The organism is Pontibacter sp. SGAir0037, from assembly GCF_005491705.1.
Classification (GTDB): Bacteria; Bacteroidota; Bacteroidia; order Cytophagales; family Hymenobacteraceae; genus Pontibacter.
The window spans coordinates 2489933-2506801 of the sequence record NZ_CP028092.1 but is presented as its reverse complement, the minus strand read 5'-3'; the positions used below and the strand labels follow the sequence as shown (position 1 = coordinate 2506801).

The window sequence follows — 16869 nt, the reverse complement described above, 5'->3', positions numbered from 1 at the left end:
GAAGAAAATATTTTAACGATGGCAACAGGTTATAAAATTGATGCCTTCTTACTTCTTTTTACAGTTGACGGGTGTTTATACTTAGTGCCTAATTAAAAATTTCATTCTTTTCTGTTAGTATAATCGGGGCACCATCTGTCACCATAATTGTGTGCTCGTGTTGTGCCATGAAACCACCCTTATTTCCAACCAGGGTCCAGCCGTCCTTTAAAGTTTCAGCATAAGTAGATGTTGTTGTTATAAAAGTTTCAATGGCAACAACAGCGTTCTTCTTAAACCTGTTAAAGTTGGATTTGTCCTTGAAATTAGCTATTTCAGATGGTTCTTCATGAAGGCTTCTACCGATTCCGTGTCCTGTTAAATTCTTAATAACCTTAAAGCCACGTCTTTTTGCTTCAGTCTCAATTAAGTAACCAATTTCAGAAATACGAACACCCCCTTTAATATGATTTATTGTTTTTTGCAGGATTTGTTTGGAAGCGTCAACGAGTTTTTGGTGACCGTTTAAATCTTCTCCAAGAATAAATGAAGCGCCATTGTCTGACCAAAAACCATTAAGTTCTGCCGAAACATCTATATTTATTAAGTCGCCTTCTTTTAAAACTTTTTTGCTGGAGGGGATGCCGTGACAAAATTCATTGTTCACGCTTATGCAAGTCCACCCCGGAAATTTATAGGTCTGGTAAGGGGCAGATTTTGCTCCAAAGTCAGAAAGGATTTTACCGCCAAAATCGTCTAATTCTTTTGTGGTCATTCCTGGCTTGGCAAAATGAATCATTTCTTTTAAAGTATAAGCAACTACGTCGCTTACTGCTTTCATCCCTGTTAATTCTGATTCTTTTGTTATAGACATGTCTTTTTATGTTTTGTTGTCACTTATACCTGACTCCCCATGGTTCCGAGTATCAAACCTACGGCAGATCGGGTTTACCGAACTATAAAGGTAACACTAACGGCATTATAAGTTTATATTACGTGTGGTGGTAGCTTCTTTTATTTAACATACTTCATTCTTTCTAAAAAAGCCCATTTTCATTAGGAGAATCTTTTGCTATGGGTTGGCCTAAATCCCATAGTTCAATTATTTTATCACTTCTGAATCTGAAAATATGAACTACGGCTATTTCCATGTCTTGCTTAACAACAAGGGAATGGGTAATTACAGTATCTGCATCCTGATAACTGTGTTTAACTTCTATAGACTTATTTGGGCTTGTTTGGTGGTCGTCTTCCATTGCTTTTTGCAAAGCTTCCCGGCTGCCCTGAAAATACTGGTTGTGATGGATAAAGTCTGGGGTAGTGAATTTATCAAATGCTTCTTTAACCTGACCGGTACCTGCTAATTTTAGAAATGTTACTGCGGTTTCTTTTTTGCTCATAACTGTACGTGTTAAATTTTAGCTAATTTAGTTTTATGTTTTAACGCTGAGCTCTGGTTAAAGTAGAACAGGCTGCGAGGCGCTAGCTGAAACTCAGACTTATACTTTATCAGCCAAATTTATTTTATTTTTAGTCGGTGGTAGATAAAATCTTCCTGTTTGGGCTCACCTTTCAGCATCTCGTATTCCTTCATCGCGATTATTTTAATAATTATTGAGCGGGGTGATTCCCATTGCATTTCAAATGCTTCCCATTCCTGTTGGTTGATCTCAAAATATTTTTCAATTGCTGTTGTGGTACCGTTCTTTGTCACCTTCCATACCTGTATTCCATTTGGTGTTAGGTCCATGGTCGTGGCTAATGATACATTAGCCAGAAAACTCAAATCAGGTGATACAGCAGGCTCCGACCATGTTGTTGCGGCTATTTCACCTGTAATCTTGTCTATGAGATAATTTTCATGATGCTCGTAAAAGCGCCCTGCAACCAAGTATTTATTTAACTCCTTGTTTTGCCCCAGATATGTATAGGCTGCCATCTCCGTGTCATCGGTATTAAAAAGCGTATCTTTTAACGTTTCTATAAGTTTCCACTCACCATTGATTTTAAGGGAAATAGTACCGTTAACCTTGCGGGCATCATCTCTACCCATCATGAAACTGACAGTATAGTTAGTTGCTGCTTTATCAAATTCTGCTTCCGTTGCAGGCTCTAAAGAATAAAGGGCTGCTATATCTTTCTCCTTTCCGTTGTGCTCGGCTTCAGCCCTGCCTTCAATTGCTGGAGCATCACCAACTGAAGGTCTTTCTTCAACCGGACTACAGCAGCTTAGTGCAGTTAACATAAGCACCGGAAAACATATTCTTTTCATAAGCTGCTAATCCTGAGTAGCTCTTAAACTTTTTAATGTTCCTGACCTTTATAAATCCACATTGGCTCGGTATGGCCAGCACGTTCAAAGCCTTGTCTTTCATAAAAACCATTTGCTTCTCCGTCTGCTGTTAGCATTTACATATGAAAGCTTCCATATATCAATTGCATTGCCAAGACCTACTAATTTTTCGCTGTCCCAGGCTGTAATGAGTGAGAATTCTGAAATACTTTGTACAATTCATCAGGCTTGTCTGCCGAACTCCATTTATTAGCTTGGTACAGAGCAACAATATCATGAATATTTATCTCTCTTGTTTCAGAAAGTGTTAAGTTCATTTGTTTTTGCATTTGCATAACGTACTTGGCTAAAGCACGCATAATGTGTTTTAGCTCTTGTGTGCGCCCAGTATGGCGCGAGTATATTTTGTTATGAAATATACTCAGATTATCCAGAGGGTGCAAATCCCTTATCGGCATTTGGTGAAGCCGATTAGCAAGCCGCAAGCTGGCTGGCCGTGAGGCGTGCAGTGAAGAAAGCGGGACTGCAAAAACCTGAACTGACGAATACTCTTGAGCACGAGAGTGCGAAGAGAGCGCACGCAGTGCTGCATAAGAGGCAGGAAGTCGTGGGTAAGCAAGCACATCTTTGCAAAGCCCCTGGCCAACAAACGACTCTCGAGTAGATGCAGCAGGATTAGGTGGAAGGAGGGCAGCGCACGCGAGTGCGTTGAGCCGGTCATGTGTGGAGGCTTACCTGGGGAGGTCTCGTCCTGTCGTGTACAGGAGGAGAAGTCAGCAGCGGTCATCTGGAAACGAGCCGTAAGCGCTACGGAGGCCTCACAGGGTGATGAAGGACCAAACGTTAAGTTGCCCGAAATCCGATAAGGAGGTTCAAACATCATAGTTTGCTAGCCTTATCCCAAACTAGGGCAAGGGCACAGCTGGTGTAAAGAGCGGCTGTGTTATCCTTAACGAACCGCCCTGTACGAGAACCGTACGCAGGGTGGTGGTGTGTCACGAACGAAGGACGCTTTTAGTGTCCTTTGGTGCTGTGCAAATGATGAGGGCAGGCCCCTCGGAGCCGGTAGTCAGGTGCAGGCTCCAAACCGCCTTGTGCGGCTTTGCTTAAAAGGCATGGTCGTGAGCGACAAGGAAAAGTTACCGGAAAGGTAGCAGGTAGGTGTTAAGGAGACGAACGCAAGTGAACTGCTGAAGAAGTGTCGTTAGCGAATAAGTGATGTCAAAACCGGGAGTCACCACTGTCCCGGGATAAGCATGAGGGCAACCTGGCTACTGCTCATGCGGCATCCGGCATTAAGGCAGCGTGACCTTAACACAGGCATTTGCACGGAACGTGAGAACGTGTCGTCCTGATGAGAAGGGAGAAGCTCAAGTGGCAGACCCACAAGAGTAAGAGTACCGAGGCAGGGCACGCGGGCGGAACATCCCGTAGTAGCGTGGAAGTCCCTGTAATGGGGATGGAGCCAAGGGGATGTATTATCCGGTTTTTATCACAAAGAAAACTGCAGGTAAGCCTGCAGGAGGTACTGACATGATTAAGACAAAACCATTTACCATCTCAAAGCACATCGTGCACCAGGCTTACCTGCGTGTAAAACAAAACGGAGGTAGCGCAGGTGTGGATGGGCTAAACCTCGAGGAGTTCGACCAGGACAGCAGAAATCACCTTTACCGGTTATGGAACCGAATGAGCTCGGGAAGCTATATGCCCGCACCCGTCTTACTGGTGGAAATTCCCAAGAGCGGCGGGGGCACCCGTCCACTAGGAATACCCACTGTTACGGATCGTATTGCCCAGATGGTAGTCACCATGACATTGGCACCAGTACTGGAGCCTGTGTTCCATGACGACTCCTATGGGTACAGGCCGGGCAAAAGCGCACTGGAAGCGGTGGGCAAAGCCAGGCAGCGGTGCTGGCGGCAGGACTGGGTTCTGGACCTGGACATCAAAGGCTTCTTCGACAGCATCCCGCACGAGTTGCTCCTAAAAGCAGTGCGCAGGCACACAGACTGCAAATGGGTGCTGCTCTACATCGAGCGGTGGCTCAAAACACCTGTGCAGCAAAGAAACGGCATAACCACAGAAAGGACAAAGGGCACTCCGCAGGGAGCAGTCATCAGTCCGCTGCTGGCCAACCTGTTTCTGCACTACTGCATGGACGAGTGGCTGCGGATAAAGTATCCCGGTTGCCCGTTCGAGCGCTACGCAGACGACTGTGTGATACACTGCAGCACCGAGCAGCAGGCGATAGCGCTTAAAGAAGCACTGGCAGAAAGGCTAAAGGCATGTGGCTTGGAGATGCACCCGGAGAAGACCAAAATTGTTTACTGCAGGGACGAGGACCGACGCAAAAGTTACCCGAACATGTCTTTTGAATTTCTGGGCTATACATTCAGAAGCAGGAAGTCACGGAATAAGCAGGGTAAATATTTTATCGGATTCTTACCGGCAGTTGGCGATAAAGCCAGGAAGGCAATCCGGGAAAGGATAAGGGCATGGAAGTTGACCAGCAGAAGCGGCAGCAGCCTGACAAGGCTGGCCGAGGAAATCAACCCAGTTCTGAAAGGCTGGATTAACTACTACGGACACTTCTACAAATCGGAACTCTATGAGGTATTGAGATATTTGAACCTTGTACTCAAGAGCTGGGCCAGGCAGAAGTATAAGAAACTGCAGGGCCATAAAATCAGAGCAAGCGATTGGCTGGGGAAGGTGGCTAAGGCCATTCCGAACCTGTTTGCGCACTGGCAGCTGGGAGTAAGGCCGTGAAGGTTGGATAATAGGAGCCGTGTAAGGCGAGAGTCTTACGCACGGTTCTGTGAGGGCGTAAGGGGGAGGTTCCCTTGCGCTACTCGACTGAGAGCCTCACCGTGAGTAATTTTGCTCACGGCGGGCTACTCGATTGGCGGACGTTATTTTTTAGCAGCAATTGTGGTACATAACTACCTTCTTTGCCTTTTTTGAATAAGCAATCCAGCGCATATCTTCCTCGCCGATTTTGTAAAAGAATCCTACGGCTGTTCTATCAGCTTTTATATCTTTCCAGATACTTTTTTCTGCATAATCCTCTTCATATTTCTCATCGGTCGCTATGGCAGGAGAGCTGAAGTTATCCTCTATGAAAAATTCTCTTATTCTCCTCTTGACAACTTCCTCCTCCTGTTCCTTCGTCGGGCTTTCTTCAACTATTTCATACCCAATCAGGTCACGGGCGGGAAAGCTTTCCTTGTAGATTGTTTTTCCACTTGAAGTTTTAATGGAGAAGGTAACTACACCTTCTAAGATTTCTTCTCCTTTTAATATGATGGTAAAGTTGTCAAGGCTTTGGGTGGAAGAAAATCGTAAATCTTTTGAATTATTGAGCAGAATCCTCTCTTCTGGCTCTGTCCGTTTTTTATCTGTCCCGAATGCCTTCACAAGGCAAAATAGTAAGGCAAAGCATAAAGTAAATTTTGCTAATCCTTTCATTCAATATTTTATTAATGACCGCCAACGGTTTTGTGCAGCCGAAGCCTGAAGCGGAGCAAAGGTTAAAGCTGCACGGGGTTGTGGGAAGGGTTTTTTACTCCGCAGCTAAATCTTTCGCTTTCACTCTCACTACTTCTCCATTCCTTGAGAAAACAAGTTCTCCGTCTTCTTTTTGTTTCCTGCGGATAAGCTTCTCAACTGCAAGATCTAATCCCTTTAGAATCTTGTTCCTTAAATCAACTGTATCTATCTTATTCTTATTCATGGCTCAACGCTTCTAGCTTTTCCCAAACTGATTGATTCTGTACTTTTAACTCCTGATCTTCCTGCCCTTCTGCCACTATGTTGTATGGTGCCTGTGAATTATCAATGATAATCCAATAGTCGCAAATAGGGATGAATAACTGAAAAAGATTTTTAACTCCCTTTTTATATCTTCTACGAATTATTTCTTCTGTAATATGATGGCCACCTTCTGCAACTCTGTTCTTCACTCGTTGAATGGCTAACTCAGGAGATGCTAACCAGAAGTAAACGAGGGTAACATTATACCCAATTTCTCTGGCTCTCTTGATTGTCTGCGCGTAACTTCTTGTTGAAAGTGTGGTTTCAAGGGCAAAATCACCCTTCTTTTTTAGTAGCTCGTCAATTCTTTGAAGCATGATTCTTCCCGCTTCTACGGCTACCTTTTCTGGTTGGAAAGGAGAGAGTCCGCGGGCAATCTCGTCTGCGTTAACAAATTCACGGCAACCTAGCATTTCGGGGAGAACTGTGAAAGAAGCAGTTGTCTTTCCAGCACCGTTACAACCCGAAATAATGTATAAATTTGGCATTTGTTTTTCCTTTACCAAATATACACCACTTTGTCATATTTGTTGGCAATTCATCTTTTGCCTTACCCACAACTACTGTGTAGCAGGAGTACTACTCCTACTATCCGCACTATGTGTGGAGTAGTATTGGCTTGTTTTGGTTTTCAATTTTAAACATAGCGGGCTTATATCCACATTAAACATACCGAAGAACTAATATAACACTAATCTGCAGATTATCAAGCAGCGTCGAAATTTTATGCAAGTCATGGCAGGTTCAATAGCAGTACAACAGGGAAAGTGCATATCGCTAATCTGTAGCTGACAGAGTGCCAGCTGTGTATAAAGAATATACACAGCCGGAGAAACAAAATGCTGTTCTTGTAACAGAGGTATACTGATCGGACTATCGGACGCAGTAATTAAGCAGTAATTAATATAATAGGGGAGAGCTAACTTTTTCTTATAAGACCAGCTGCGTATAAAGCCTTTGAAGCATCTCCTGTGGATCGTGGCATAACCCGGGGTGCACAGGAGATGTTTGTACTATGGTACTACGGGTAGCCGTGAGCCAGCGAAAGCGGGAGGCAACAGGAAGCTGACCAATGGTTCCACCCTCTGAACGGCCTTTGCAGATGCGTTCAAAAGCACGTAACCGTTCCTGCAGTTCTTCCAGGTCCAGGTCAGCCGAAAAAGCTTTCAGCCTTTCTTCCCGCAACGTATAAAGGGTTTGTAAAAAGCCCTTGGAGGAACAGTAAAGTATAACCCCTACATTCAGAAATTCTTCACGTTCGACACGGGGTACAACCCGGATAACGGCATACTCAAATAAGTGCTTCTCTTGCATGCTGCGCTTGTTTGATGAATATTTCTGAATGGGAAACTCTGGTTTCCAGGAACTGGTAATAAGCCTGGCGGTGCTCTTCGGCAGTCTCAAATGGCGAATCTGCACTTAAAAGCCATTCGTCCGGAATCAGGGAAACAATTGCTCGTATACGTTCCGGTGTCAGGATAGCGCGAAAAGCAGTGTCGGTAGCCTCTAATGCTGTGGCACGAGGAAGCAACACATGGTCCTTTATCTGTGCAAAAGGCCGCTTTGCCTGTTCTTCCCAGTTTTGCCAGGAGTGGTGGAAATAGAGGGAGGCGCCGTGGTCTATCAGCCATAGTTCTTTGTGCCACATGAGCATATTAGTATTACGGGGCGTGCGATCAACATTTGTGATCAGGCAATCCAGCCACACCACCTGAGAGGCCAGTGTTGCATCCACAGTTGTAACCAGGGCATCAAATGTAATAGATCCGGAAAGGTAATGCAGCGCCAGGTTTAATCCTTCGCTGGCACGGAGCAGGTCCTGTATCTCCTCATCAGGCTCTGTCCGCCCAAAGGCTTCATCCAGCGTCATGAAAACAATTTCAGGAACCTTAAAGCCAAGAGCCCGGGCTATTTCACCGCCGATCAGCTCTGCAATCAGGGCTTTGACACCTTGTCCGGCTCCTCTGAATTTTATAACATACAGAAAGTCATCATCAGCCTCTACAAGTGCTGGCAAAGAGCCTCCTTCGCGCAGGGGCGTTACATAACGTACTACCTGCACCGTTCTGATCTCTGGTGGGCTATATTTCATTTTATTGGTTTTCACGATGGGAGTATACGCTACCTGCCGCTAAAGAACTGTAAACCGGCGAAACAGGCATCGTACGGGGCAAAAATAGAAAATTCAGGTGCGCTTAAAAAATAAAAGAGCCAACCACAGGCAACAGTACTGCTGCAGGGTTGGCTCCGGCTTTAAGGTGAGATAATAGGTGTTTGCGGGGAAGCTTATTTTGTATGCAATTTGTCGAGTACCTGGTAGCGTGACTTTGTTTTATCAGGCTGCGCTCCGGTTTTAACATCGATGTGCATTACCTGCGCATTGGTACCCTTGCCCAGTGCCGGCCATTCCGGTAGGCCTTTACTATTGGGGTTGCCTGTTTTTATAAAGTTGGCAAAGTAGTTTTGCATTACCTCCGATACCTTATGGTCGTCTGGTGTCCAGGCGTATACGTTGTTATACCTTAAGTTGCCCATAGCATACTCGATTTCTGCAGCATGTACGGCACCACGGGCAGGAGGCATTTTAAAGGCATTCGGATCTTCCTCTTTTACAACGCCACCGGCAAGTCCGGCTGTGGCATTGCCCATTTCAGGTGTCATAGGCGGGCGCGGGCGCGAAAACAAGTATCTGTATACCGGCTCACCCGAAGTTTTATGGTGCAGGTCTAACCACTTCCAGGTGCTGTAGGCAATAAAACGGTCGCCCGCCAGGTCGGTAGCTGCCTGTACCACATCTGCATCTGTAGCTGCAGGGTAAGCCTTTAAAATCTCTTCGGCATTGTTCGGGTACAATCTCCTGACGGCATTCTGAAAATTCTGTACGGTAGGTTGCTCTCTACCCAGCACAACCATATAATTCATCTCTTCGGAATTCCAGCCAGCCAGAAGCGGCACTTTAACCTGTTCTCCTGCAGCAAAAATATCTACGGGAGCTTTCGGGAAAAAATAACCATCTATCGTAGAGGTAAAATGACCTATCCCCAGTTTTCCGGCTGCCTCAAGCAGTTCCTGGGCCGGCATATCCCGCAGTTCTTTAAGTGAGTTTTTCTCTATACTGGTCGCAAATTTTACTCCGTTTTCTTCGGCCTTTGCAAGTGGTACAGGATCGAGGCTGGAATTAAGCAATGCACCACTTTCGCCGATAGCACCAGCTATCAGGCCTTTAGAAAGCGGGGTAGCCATCTGGGCGCTAACAGATATAGAGCCAGCCGATTCACCGACAATGGTTACTTTAGCCGGATCGCCCCCAAACGCGGCAATGTTTTTCTTTACCCACTGCAGCGCTGCATTCTGGTCCATGTACCCATAGTTGCCAGACGATTTATGAGGCGACTCCTGCGTTAGTTCCGGGTGAGCAAAAAAGCCGAAGGCACCCAGCCTGTAGTTTACTGTAATGGCAACTATACCCTTCTGTGCCATACTTTCGCCATCGTAACGGCCCTCTGAACCGTCACCGGCTACAAACCCGCCGCCATAAAAGTATACCAGCACCGGTAATTTTTCTTTATCAGATTTAGCCGGAGTCCATACATTCAGATACAGGCAATCTTCGTTCATGCCGTCGGAACGGAAACCCATGTCGCCGAACACCTGCAATTGCATGGCACGCGGACCAAACATTTTGGCGCTTCGCACGCCTTGCCAGTTCTGAACGGGCTGCGGCTCGCGCCAGCGAAGTTCGCCTACAGGAGGCGCAGCAAACGGAACACCTTTAAACAAACGGATGCCGCTTGCCTCTAAAGTACCTTCTACAATACCATTAACAGTTTTAGCCTGGTTAGCTGCTAAAGTACCCGATGCCTTGCTTTTGGTTTGGGCATCTGCCATTGGAGCCAAGAGCATGGCCAACAGCAACAGAAAACTAAATCTTTTTAAGTAGTGCATACATTGTGCTATTGAAAAGGTGAACGAACAGAACCAGTAAGAAAAGCAGTCTTTAACGATAGAGTAATGATAGAAATTATTTTCATTATGTCAAAATTACATAATGAAAATTTAAATTCATTTCAGATTATTTTGTTACCCTTCTAGCAGAAGTTTTTATGCCTGATCCTGCTGGTAAGGCTTAAGCTCTCCATTCTCTACCAGATAGGCTTTTTCTGCTTTGTCAAGAATAGATTCCCTGCTATCGGAATATGCTTCTACTATTGTGTAGGGTTTGCCTTCCAGAAACTTTTCGAGGCGCTCAAGTTTTTCCTCTGCTTTACAGGCTTTTCCCTGTACAAGATAAGTTTTGTTATGGTACGCTACTCTGGTGCCGGCATAGCCATCTACCTTATACATTTCGAAAAGAGGCTTTATGTAAAGTTCTAATCCGCCAGTGGCACAGTACGTTACAACTCCTTCCTGCTTCAGTGCATCCAGCCGGTTCTTTATTTTCTTGTTAAAATGAGCGGGATACTCCTGCTGCCAGAATTCAGTGGCATAGGCCTCTACCTGCTCCGGTGTCAGATCATCCAGATAATTAAAAAAGTTCTCTTTAAATTCTGTATGGTTCATCTGGTGCATCTGCTTCAGAAGCTTATAGTAAAGCATCTCGAAATAGTACTTTATTCGCTTTGGTCGTTTTTTACAGATGAAAGCATAAAACTCATCTTTCGAACTTTTGTTGTAAAAGGTGCCATTCAAATCGAAAGCTACTACACGTACATTTTCCTGCGCCTGCTCCATATGGTTGTTGTTTTAAACTTTCTTTCTGTGGCTTTTGATAACTGTAGCTACTGATACGGAAAAAATAAATCTAAGGCACGTTTATCAGTTGATACTCGTTTTAGCTTTACCTTGTATAGAACTTGTTCCTATACGAAAATTTACTGGCTGGCAGCAGGAGTATGGGCAGGCAACAACTAAATAATTGCCTAAAGAAATAGTGCTGTTGTTGGCTTTACAAAGTCAGAAGAAGTAGGTATGTTAGAGTTTTCTATGTTTAAGCGGCTTCCGTTGTGGAGCCAGGCAGAGGTTTTAATGAAGGAGGGCACCATGGTGGCCCAGCGACAACACCTGGAGTGGGAAATTACTTTGTATCAGCTCAACAATCATTTTGTAGAGTTATGGTCAGGTAAGGGGCTGCGAGTGGTGGGTTCTTTTCACCAGGAGGCACCGGCACTGCAGGTTCTCGATCCTTATACCGATGCCATTGATGTACAGCATTTATTAATTGATAACTAAACGTGAAGCAGCGGTTTTAGCTGCACAATAAAAGAGGCACACATGAAAAGACGAAGGTTTTTGAGCAGTATTACTGTAGGAGGACTTGCAGTAGCTGTTCCGAGCTTTCTTTTCGCTTATGATAAAGCAACCAGTTATACACCCGTGGCAAACAGCTATACGCACAACCCTCAACTAAAGAATCTGCTGAGTGACTACAACTGGCCGGGTACTCCACTCGATCAGAAAGGTCTTTTCATGAACCACGAGTTCCCATTCTGGCCACGTTTTGGCGATGTGCTGAAATGGCAGACAGAAAGGAATTTTTACAAAGCCACCAAGAAGACCGATAGCAGCCGGCTGGCTGTGGTAAAGCAGCAGTCGCTGCAAAAAATAGGCGATAACACCATAGTGTGGCTGGGGCACGCCTGTTTTCTGATACACCTGAACGGGTTGAAAATCCTGATTGATCCTGTGCTGGATTCGCCTTCGTTTACCATGAAGCGGTATTCAGAGCTGCCTTTGGAGAAGAGCCAGCTCATCGGGCTGGATTATATCCTGATCTCCCACGACCACCGCGACCATTGCGATGAAAGCAGCATTAAGCTACTGGCAAAGCAGAACCCGGAAGCAACCTGGCTGTGCGGCCTGCAGCTTGACACGCTGATCCGTAAATGGACCGCTTCTGAAAAGGTGCAGGCGGCAGGTTGGTACCAGCAGTATAAAACAGATGAAGAGAAGGTGAAAATCAGCTTTTTGCCTACCAGGCACTGGGCACGGAGAGGCCTTAGCGATACGAACACAACATTGTGGGGAGCCTTTATGCTCGAAGCCGGGGGGAAAAAGATATACTTTGGAGGCGACAGCGGTTACGGAAGCCATGTAAAACAGGTGCGCGAAGTATTTGGCCAGGTAGATTATTATATTGCCGGTATCGGAGCCTTTGCTCCCCGCTGGTTTATGGGGCCGTCGCACATGCACCCCGAAGAGGCAGCCCAGGCGTGTGAAGACCTGAAACCAGCTTACCTGCTGCCGATGCACTTTGGTACCTTCGACTTGTCAGACGAACCTTTGATGGAACCGGAAAGGCTGATCCGGCAATTGAAAGCTGATGGGGCGTTTGCAAGCGAACTGCTATTACCGGCAGTAGGAGAGGTGCTTCAGCTCTGATACATAATGGTCTATAAAGCAGAAGCGCCGCTTTAAAAAGCGGCGCTTCTGCTTTTACTGTACATGCATGCTAATTTCTTCTACCTTTCCCGATTCATCAGTTCGGGTGTTGCCTATCCGGTAGGTGCTGGTACTGTCAGAGCTTAGCAGGATGTCCACCAGTTCGGCAGGGCTGAGAATACCCGCCAGCCTGTTGTTTACCATATAGTTAACAGCTGCCTGAGGGGCAAAATACTGCAGGGCATTGGATTTCCATCGCTCTCTTACCTCAATTGGAATAGCACCGTTCTGCAGCTGTGCCAGGTAATTTTCCAGCGAAGTTGGTGTCGGGTACGATACTTTTGGCGACGGCCTTTCCTTTTTTCGGGCAGGCCGGGCAACAGGTGTTGAAGCCTTTTTTGCATTAGATTTTGGGCTTGCTCTTTTTTCCGGGGCAGGATTTGCCGCCGCGGAGGTGCCGGCTCTTTCAGTGCTGGCCGTACGACGAGTCGTTGCTTTGGCAACTGGCGCGGGGGCACTTGTTTCTTCGGGTACTTTATCCGTTACATGGCCGGTATTTACAGCCTCCAGGGAAGCATCGCCCGACATAGTGGTTGTATCGGCTAAGGAGTTATCTTCTATGGCTTTAAAATGGTTGTCATATACAAAGAAACCAATAGCCAGCAGCACCAGTACAGCAGCTGCTGCTACTATAGCCCTTTTTAGCGGATTGGCTTTTTTATATTCGACGGCTGTAACTTTTACTATACCAAAGCGCCCGTAGCTTTTCCAGCTGTTGTTCTGCAGAAAGTATTCTCCTTCTGCGGCTATCTCTGCCGCTGATGGTCTTTTGTCCCATTCCGGGTGCATACAGGATCTGATAATATTGGTCAGTGTAGCTGCATAGGTATCGGATGGGTAAGGTACCGAGGCACCTTGTTGCAGGGCAAGTCCTCCGCTGCCTGCCCATGGTGTTTCGCCGGAGCATAGCTCATACAGGGTTACTCCAAATGCAAACAGATCGCCTGCTTCGTTGGCCGTAGGTTTGGCTGTAAAAAGTTCGGGAGGTGTATAGGCATTGGTAAGTGAGCCTGTCTGGCCAATCGCTTTATAAAGCGAGCTGCGGGTTCGGTTTCGCAGGCCGTAATCAGCCAATACATAATCTCCGTTTTCTGTCAACAGTATGTTATCTGGGTGAATTTGACGGTGTAGCAGCGGAGGCTGCTGTTTGTGCAGGTAATCCAATGCACTTCCGATCTGCAAAATTACCCGGGCCATTTCCTGTTCCGGTAGCGTTCCCTCAGCCAGAAGCTTTTGGCTGAGAGAGCCGTTGGCCATATAAGGCATCACCAGGTAAGCTGTGTTATCATGCACCGCAAACTGGTGAAATCCGAGGAGGTGAGGGTGATGGATGTCCCGGATTTGCAGGTAATCTTCTCTTAGCTGTTCCAGGGTGTTATTGTCCATTCTTCCACGGGGAACAAAGATTTTAAGGGCTGCAACAGCGTTGTTTTCCTGTAAGTCTGCTGCTATCCAGACTTCAGAAATACCACGTGTTCCAATTAATTCCTTTAAGAGATAACGCTCTGCAAAAACGTCGTTTTTTTGTAATGTAAGCATAATTATTATTCCTAAAAGATCGTGTGAGCATCTGCCTGTGCAAGGCTAGCTGTACTCTTATACGGTAGAACTGGATTTTTAAAGTATTAAATTCCTTGTTATCTAAGTACACTTGCGGAAAGAATGAGGCAGGTTACTAACAAAACCCTGAATCAGCATTTACAGCCACCCTCTGCTGCCTGTATACCCTGTCTGCTTTACAGCGCATTTTGTCCGCTTCACCTCTCTTTTTATTTGAACCGGCTGCGCTTCAGGCAAAATTTGTGCAGTTGCAAAGGCAATACAGCCTTTGCAACTGCTGCAGTACATACACAATGGCTGCAGCTACATCATACGCTGATAAAAGTTAAATGAAAAGAATCCTTTGTTGTGGTTTTCCCCGGAGATCAGGCATAAGCCTGTTGCTCTGTTTAATCGTGCTGCTTTCGGCATGCGATAGTCCTGAAGAAATAGGATTGAATCTCTTGGAAGAAGATTTATCTTCTATGTATACAGATACGGTAACAGTAGAGGTTTCCACCGTTTTGCTGGATTCTGTTGTTTCCTCCGGTACGGGCAGTGTGCTGGTAGGAGGCTACCAGGATGCCTGGTTAGGAAAAGCAGAAGCCAATGCAGTTTTTAAGCTTGGTTTAGGGGGCGGTATTTCTCTGAGCAATACCGTAGCGTATAAGTCGCTGGAGCTGCTCTTGCCCTATAGTGGCTATTACTACGGCGATTCCACCGAATACATTACCCTGCAGGTACACAGGCTAAGTGAGAATATCACGGAAAGAAGCTTGTCGCCGGCCGTGGGAACCGAAACCTCCGACTCCTATTTTTATACCAGCTCCGGGCTTTACAATACCAGCAAGACAGGCTATACTGCACAGCCGCTTGCCACCTATATTTTCAAGCCGAGGCCGAATAGCAGCGATACCCTTCATATTCCATTGCCCGATGTGCTGGGGCAGGAATGGATGAACCTGATAATGGCCGGCAGCAGTACTTTCCTGGTAGAGGAGGAGTTTCAGAACTATTTCAAGGGCCTGCAACTCCGGACAAACGCAGGGGCCGCTGTTGTTGGTTTTAATGCTGCGAGTGCTGCCATCAGGATCAACTACTATGAGGAAGGAGAAGAAACCACCAGTGCCTACTACGATTTCCCGGTTACAACCGGAAGCTCCCAGTATAACCAAATGGTAAATGACTTCAGTTCGTCTTACCTGCGAAACATAGTGCGGGGCGGGGAACCGCTTTCCAGCGACCTTACAGGTAATATGGGCTTTACACAAGCCGGAACCGGTGTAATGGTAAAACTAACATTTCCTTACCTGGCTGATCTCAAAGCCATTCTGAACCCTTACCTGATTAATGGAGCCGTGCTGGAAATCCAGCCCGTGGCAGGCACATATGCTTCCCCATACATACTGCCAACGTCGCTAACCTTATACGAAGCTGACCAAAGCAATACACCTGTCTCACAACTGCTGGCTAATTACTCGTCATCGGAAGTGCAGCTGGCTACTGTAACAGAGGATAAAGAATATAATGTTAAATCGAAGTACCAGTTTAACATAACGCAGTACCTGGTTGGCAAGCTAACCGAAACCCAGTACTCCGGAAAAGGACTTTTACTGGCTGAGCCACCATCCAGCTTTACAAAAACGATGAGCCGCCTGGTAATCGGAGGCAAAGGGCACGAAAGCAATCGTGTAAAGCTGAAAATATACTATACTAAACTTCAATAATACTTCCAATTTTAATCTGACACATGAAAAGTAATTTAATTTTACGTAACAGGTCGCTTTACCTGCTCCTGCTTGTTTTATCTGTTTTTGTAACCACCTCCTGCTCCGATGATGAGGACGATAGTACCACGATTGGCTACTGGACAAAAGATTCTGATTTTGCCGGAGTAGCACGTAAAAGTGCTGTTTCCTTTACCATAGGTGACAAAGTATATGTAACCACCGGCTACGATGGAAAGTCCCGGTTAACCGACCTCTGGGAATTTGATCCGGCTAAAAGCTCCTGGACAAGAAAAGCAGATTTCCCGGGCAAAGCCAGAAGCGGAGCGGTTGGTTTCGCTGCAAATGGCAAAGGGTATGTGGGCACTGGTTATGATGCCAGCGAATCGTTTAAGGATTTCTGGGAATATAATCCTGAAACCAATACCTGGACACAGGTAGCAGATTTTCCGGGTACCGCCCGCTATGGAGCTGTAGCGCTGGCAATTGCCGACAAAGGGTATGTTGGAGCCGGGTACGATGGCAATCACCTGAAAGACTTCTGGATGTTTGACCCTGCTACCGGCCAGTGGCAGGAAAAGGTTGGCCTGATAGGAGCCAAAAGATTGTATGCCTTTGCCTTTACGCTAAACGGAAAAGGATACATTGGCGGAGGCAGGAACAATGGCATTTACGAGGCAGACTTCCTGGAGTATACTCCCGAAACAGATACCTGGAGAAAAATGAAAAGCCTGAACAGCACCGACAGAGATACCGATGTAGAGTCTTTCCCAAGCCCGAGAGCTTCTGCTGCTACATTCGAGATCGGAGGCAGAGGATACCTGGTGGGAGGAACAACCGGTTCGATCATGGGTGATGTGTGGGAGTATGAACCATCAACCGATATCTGGACACAGCGAACATCTTTGTCGGGTACCGCTAGAGAATCTGCCGTTGCTTTTGCCATTGGCAACTATGGCTATGTGGTAACAGGCGCTTACAGTACTTATAACTTCGACGATATGTGGAAGTACAATCCGAGCCTGAACAGCGACGGTGAGTAAATAAAATAAAGTAAAGGTTGACTGATAGCCTGGC

17 protein-coding genes are annotated in these 16869 nt (G+C 46.1%); 5 read left to right on the top strand and 12 right to left on the bottom strand.

The window, feature by feature from the left end; all coding sequences use genetic code 11:
* Positions 1-88 precede the first annotated feature (88 nt).
* The 4 genes from map to C1N53_RS22780 form a co-directional block, all read right to left on the bottom strand.
* Positions 89-853 (bottom strand): type I methionyl aminopeptidase, encoded by a 765-nt coding sequence (gene map / locus C1N53_RS10210; RefSeq protein ID WP_137759212.1) that lies wholly within the window; start codon positions 851-853, stop codon positions 89-91.
* 163 nt (positions 854-1016) lie between these two features.
* A complete protein-coding gene (locus C1N53_RS10205; RefSeq protein ID WP_137759211.1) occupies positions 1017-1379 on the bottom strand; it encodes an ester cyclase in 363 nt (120 codons plus the stop codon).
* Between the two features lie 119 nt (positions 1380-1498).
* A complete protein-coding gene (locus C1N53_RS10200) occupies positions 1499-2251 on the bottom strand; it encodes a hypothetical protein (RefSeq protein WP_137759210.1) in 753 nt (250 codons plus the stop codon).
* A gap of 182 nt (positions 2252-2433) precedes the next feature.
* The gene (locus C1N53_RS22780; RefSeq protein WP_137759209.1) at positions 2434-2631 is read right to left on the bottom strand and encodes a hypothetical protein; all 198 of its coding nucleotides are present in this window, start codon (positions 2629-2631) and stop codon (positions 2434-2436) included.
* 1174 nt (positions 2632-3805) lie between these two features.
* Here C1N53_RS22780 and ltrA point away from each other — a divergent pair.
* Positions 3806-5044 (top strand): group II intron reverse transcriptase/maturase, encoded by a 1239-nt coding sequence (ltrA, locus tag C1N53_RS10190; RefSeq protein WP_137757598.1) that lies wholly within the window; start codon positions 3806-3808, stop codon positions 5042-5044.
* Positions 5045-5194: 150 nt separating this feature from the next.
* On the opposite strand, the gene C1N53_RS10185 is transcribed toward ltrA, so the two are convergent.
* The 7 genes from C1N53_RS10185 to C1N53_RS10160 all read right to left on the bottom strand — a co-directional run bounded on the left by C1N53_RS10185 (position 5195) and on the right by C1N53_RS10160 (position 10819).
* Positions 5195-5743, bottom strand: a complete 549-nt coding sequence (locus C1N53_RS10185; protein ID WP_137759208.1) for a hypothetical protein — start codon at positions 5741-5743, stop codon at positions 5195-5197.
* Between the two features lie 94 nt (positions 5744-5837).
* Positions 5838-6008 (bottom strand): hypothetical protein, encoded by a 171-nt coding sequence (locus tag C1N53_RS22530; protein WP_168194008.1) that lies wholly within the window; start codon positions 6006-6008, stop codon positions 5838-5840.
* A complete protein-coding gene (locus tag C1N53_RS10180; protein ID WP_137759207.1) occupies positions 6001-6576 on the bottom strand; it encodes a zeta toxin family protein in 576 nt (191 codons plus the stop codon). Before C1N53_RS10180 ends, C1N53_RS22530 begins: the two co-directional genes overlap by 8 nt.
* Before the next feature lie 442 nt (positions 6577-7018).
* Positions 7019-7402, bottom strand: coding sequence for a DUF3037 domain-containing protein (locus tag C1N53_RS10175; protein WP_137759206.1), 384 nt, complete (start codon positions 7400-7402; stop codon positions 7019-7021).
* Positions 7380-8180 carry a HipA family kinase gene (locus tag C1N53_RS10170; RefSeq protein WP_137759205.1) on the bottom strand — a complete coding sequence of 267 codons (801 nt, stop codon included), beginning with the start codon at positions 8178-8180 and terminating at the stop codon, positions 7380-7382. The genes C1N53_RS10175 and C1N53_RS10170 overlap by 23 nt, the downstream gene beginning before the upstream one ends.
* A gap of 194 nt (positions 8181-8374) precedes the next feature.
* Positions 8375-10033 (bottom strand): carboxylesterase/lipase family protein, encoded by a 1659-nt coding sequence (locus C1N53_RS10165; protein WP_137759204.1) that lies wholly within the window; start codon positions 10031-10033, stop codon positions 8375-8377.
* Between the two features lie 156 nt (positions 10034-10189).
* Complete coding sequence (locus tag C1N53_RS10160) at positions 10190-10819, bottom strand: HAD family phosphatase (RefSeq protein ID WP_137759203.1); 630 nt, start codon at positions 10817-10819, stop codon at positions 10190-10192.
* A 237-nt stretch (positions 10820-11056) separates the two neighbouring features.
* On the opposite strand from C1N53_RS10160, the gene C1N53_RS10155 reads away from it, so the two are divergent.
* Positions 11057-11317 (top strand): hypothetical protein, encoded by a 261-nt coding sequence (locus C1N53_RS10155; RefSeq protein ID WP_137759202.1) that lies wholly within the window; start codon positions 11057-11059, stop codon positions 11315-11317.
* Between the two features lie 42 nt (positions 11318-11359).
* Positions 11360-12466 (top strand): MBL fold metallo-hydrolase, encoded by a 1107-nt coding sequence (locus tag C1N53_RS10150; protein ID WP_137759201.1) that lies wholly within the window; start codon positions 11360-11362, stop codon positions 12464-12466.
* A gap of 54 nt (positions 12467-12520) precedes the next feature.
* Here the strand turns inward: C1N53_RS10150 and C1N53_RS10145 are convergent, their stop codons facing one another.
* The gene (locus tag C1N53_RS10145) at positions 12521-14065 is read right to left on the bottom strand and encodes a serine/threonine-protein kinase (RefSeq protein ID WP_137759200.1); all 1545 of its coding nucleotides are present in this window, start codon (positions 14063-14065) and stop codon (positions 12521-12523) included.
* Positions 14066-14415: 350 nt separating this feature from the next.
* Between C1N53_RS10145 and C1N53_RS10140 the strand changes: the two genes are divergently transcribed.
* Positions 14416-15792 (top strand): DUF4270 family protein, encoded by a 1377-nt coding sequence (locus C1N53_RS10140; protein ID WP_137759199.1) that lies wholly within the window; start codon positions 14416-14418, stop codon positions 15790-15792.
* Between the two features lie 23 nt (positions 15793-15815).
* The gene (locus tag C1N53_RS10135; protein WP_137759198.1) at positions 15816-16835 is read left to right on the top strand and encodes a kelch repeat-containing protein; all 1020 of its coding nucleotides are present in this window, start codon (positions 15816-15818) and stop codon (positions 16833-16835) included.
* Positions 16836-16869: the final 34 nt, after the last annotated feature.

Coding starts and splice junctions, on each gene's coding strand:
- C1N53_RS10145 (WP_137759200.1), bottom strand. CDS start 14,065: ATGCTTACATTACAAAAAAACGACGTTTTTGCAGAGCGTTATCTCTTA.
- C1N53_RS10180 (WP_137759207.1), bottom strand. CDS start 6,576: ATGCCAAATTTATACATTATTTCGGGTTGTAACGGTGCTGGAAAGACA.
- C1N53_RS10205 (WP_137759211.1), bottom strand. CDS start 1,379: ATGAGCAAAAAAGAAACCGCAGTAACATTTCTAAAATTAGCAGGTACC.
- C1N53_RS10155 (WP_137759202.1), top strand. CDS start 11,057: ATGTTAGAGTTTTCTATGTTTAAGCGGCTTCCGTTGTGGAGCCAGGCA.
- C1N53_RS22780 (WP_137759209.1), bottom strand. CDS start 2,631: ATGCGTGCTTTAGCCAAGTACGTTATGCAAATGCAAAAACAAATGAAC.
- C1N53_RS10135 (WP_137759198.1), top strand. CDS start 15,816: ATGAAAAGTAATTTAATTTTACGTAACAGGTCGCTTTACCTGCTCCTG.
- C1N53_RS10200 (WP_137759210.1), bottom strand. CDS start 2,251: ATGAAAAGAATATGTTTTCCGGTGCTTATGTTAACTGCACTAAGCTGC.
- C1N53_RS10170 (WP_137759205.1), bottom strand. CDS start 8,180: ATGAAATATAGCCCACCAGAGATCAGAACGGTGCAGGTAGTACGTTAT.
- C1N53_RS10165 (WP_137759204.1), bottom strand. CDS start 10,033: ATGCACTACTTAAAAAGATTTAGTTTTCTGTTGCTGTTGGCCATGCTC.
- C1N53_RS10175 (WP_137759206.1), bottom strand. CDS start 7,402: ATGCAAGAGAAGCACTTATTTGAGTATGCCGTTATCCGGGTTGTACCC.
- C1N53_RS22530 (WP_168194008.1), bottom strand. CDS start 6,008: ATGAATAAGAATAAGATAGATACAGTTGATTTAAGGAACAAGATTCTA.
- C1N53_RS10140 (WP_137759199.1), top strand. CDS start 14,416: ATGAAAAGAATCCTTTGTTGTGGTTTTCCCCGGAGATCAGGCATAAGC.
- ltrA (WP_137757598.1), top strand. CDS start 3,806: ATGATTAAGACAAAACCATTTACCATCTCAAAGCACATCGTGCACCAG.
- map (WP_137759212.1), bottom strand. CDS start 853: ATGTCTATAACAAAAGAATCAGAATTAACAGGGATGAAAGCAGTAAGC.
- C1N53_RS10160 (WP_137759203.1), bottom strand. CDS start 10,819: ATGGAGCAGGCGCAGGAAAATGTACGTGTAGTAGCTTTCGATTTGAAT.
- C1N53_RS10150 (WP_137759201.1), top strand. CDS start 11,360: ATGAAAAGACGAAGGTTTTTGAGCAGTATTACTGTAGGAGGACTTGCA.
- C1N53_RS10185 (WP_137759208.1), bottom strand. CDS start 5,743: ATGAAAGGATTAGCAAAATTTACTTTATGCTTTGCCTTACTATTTTGC.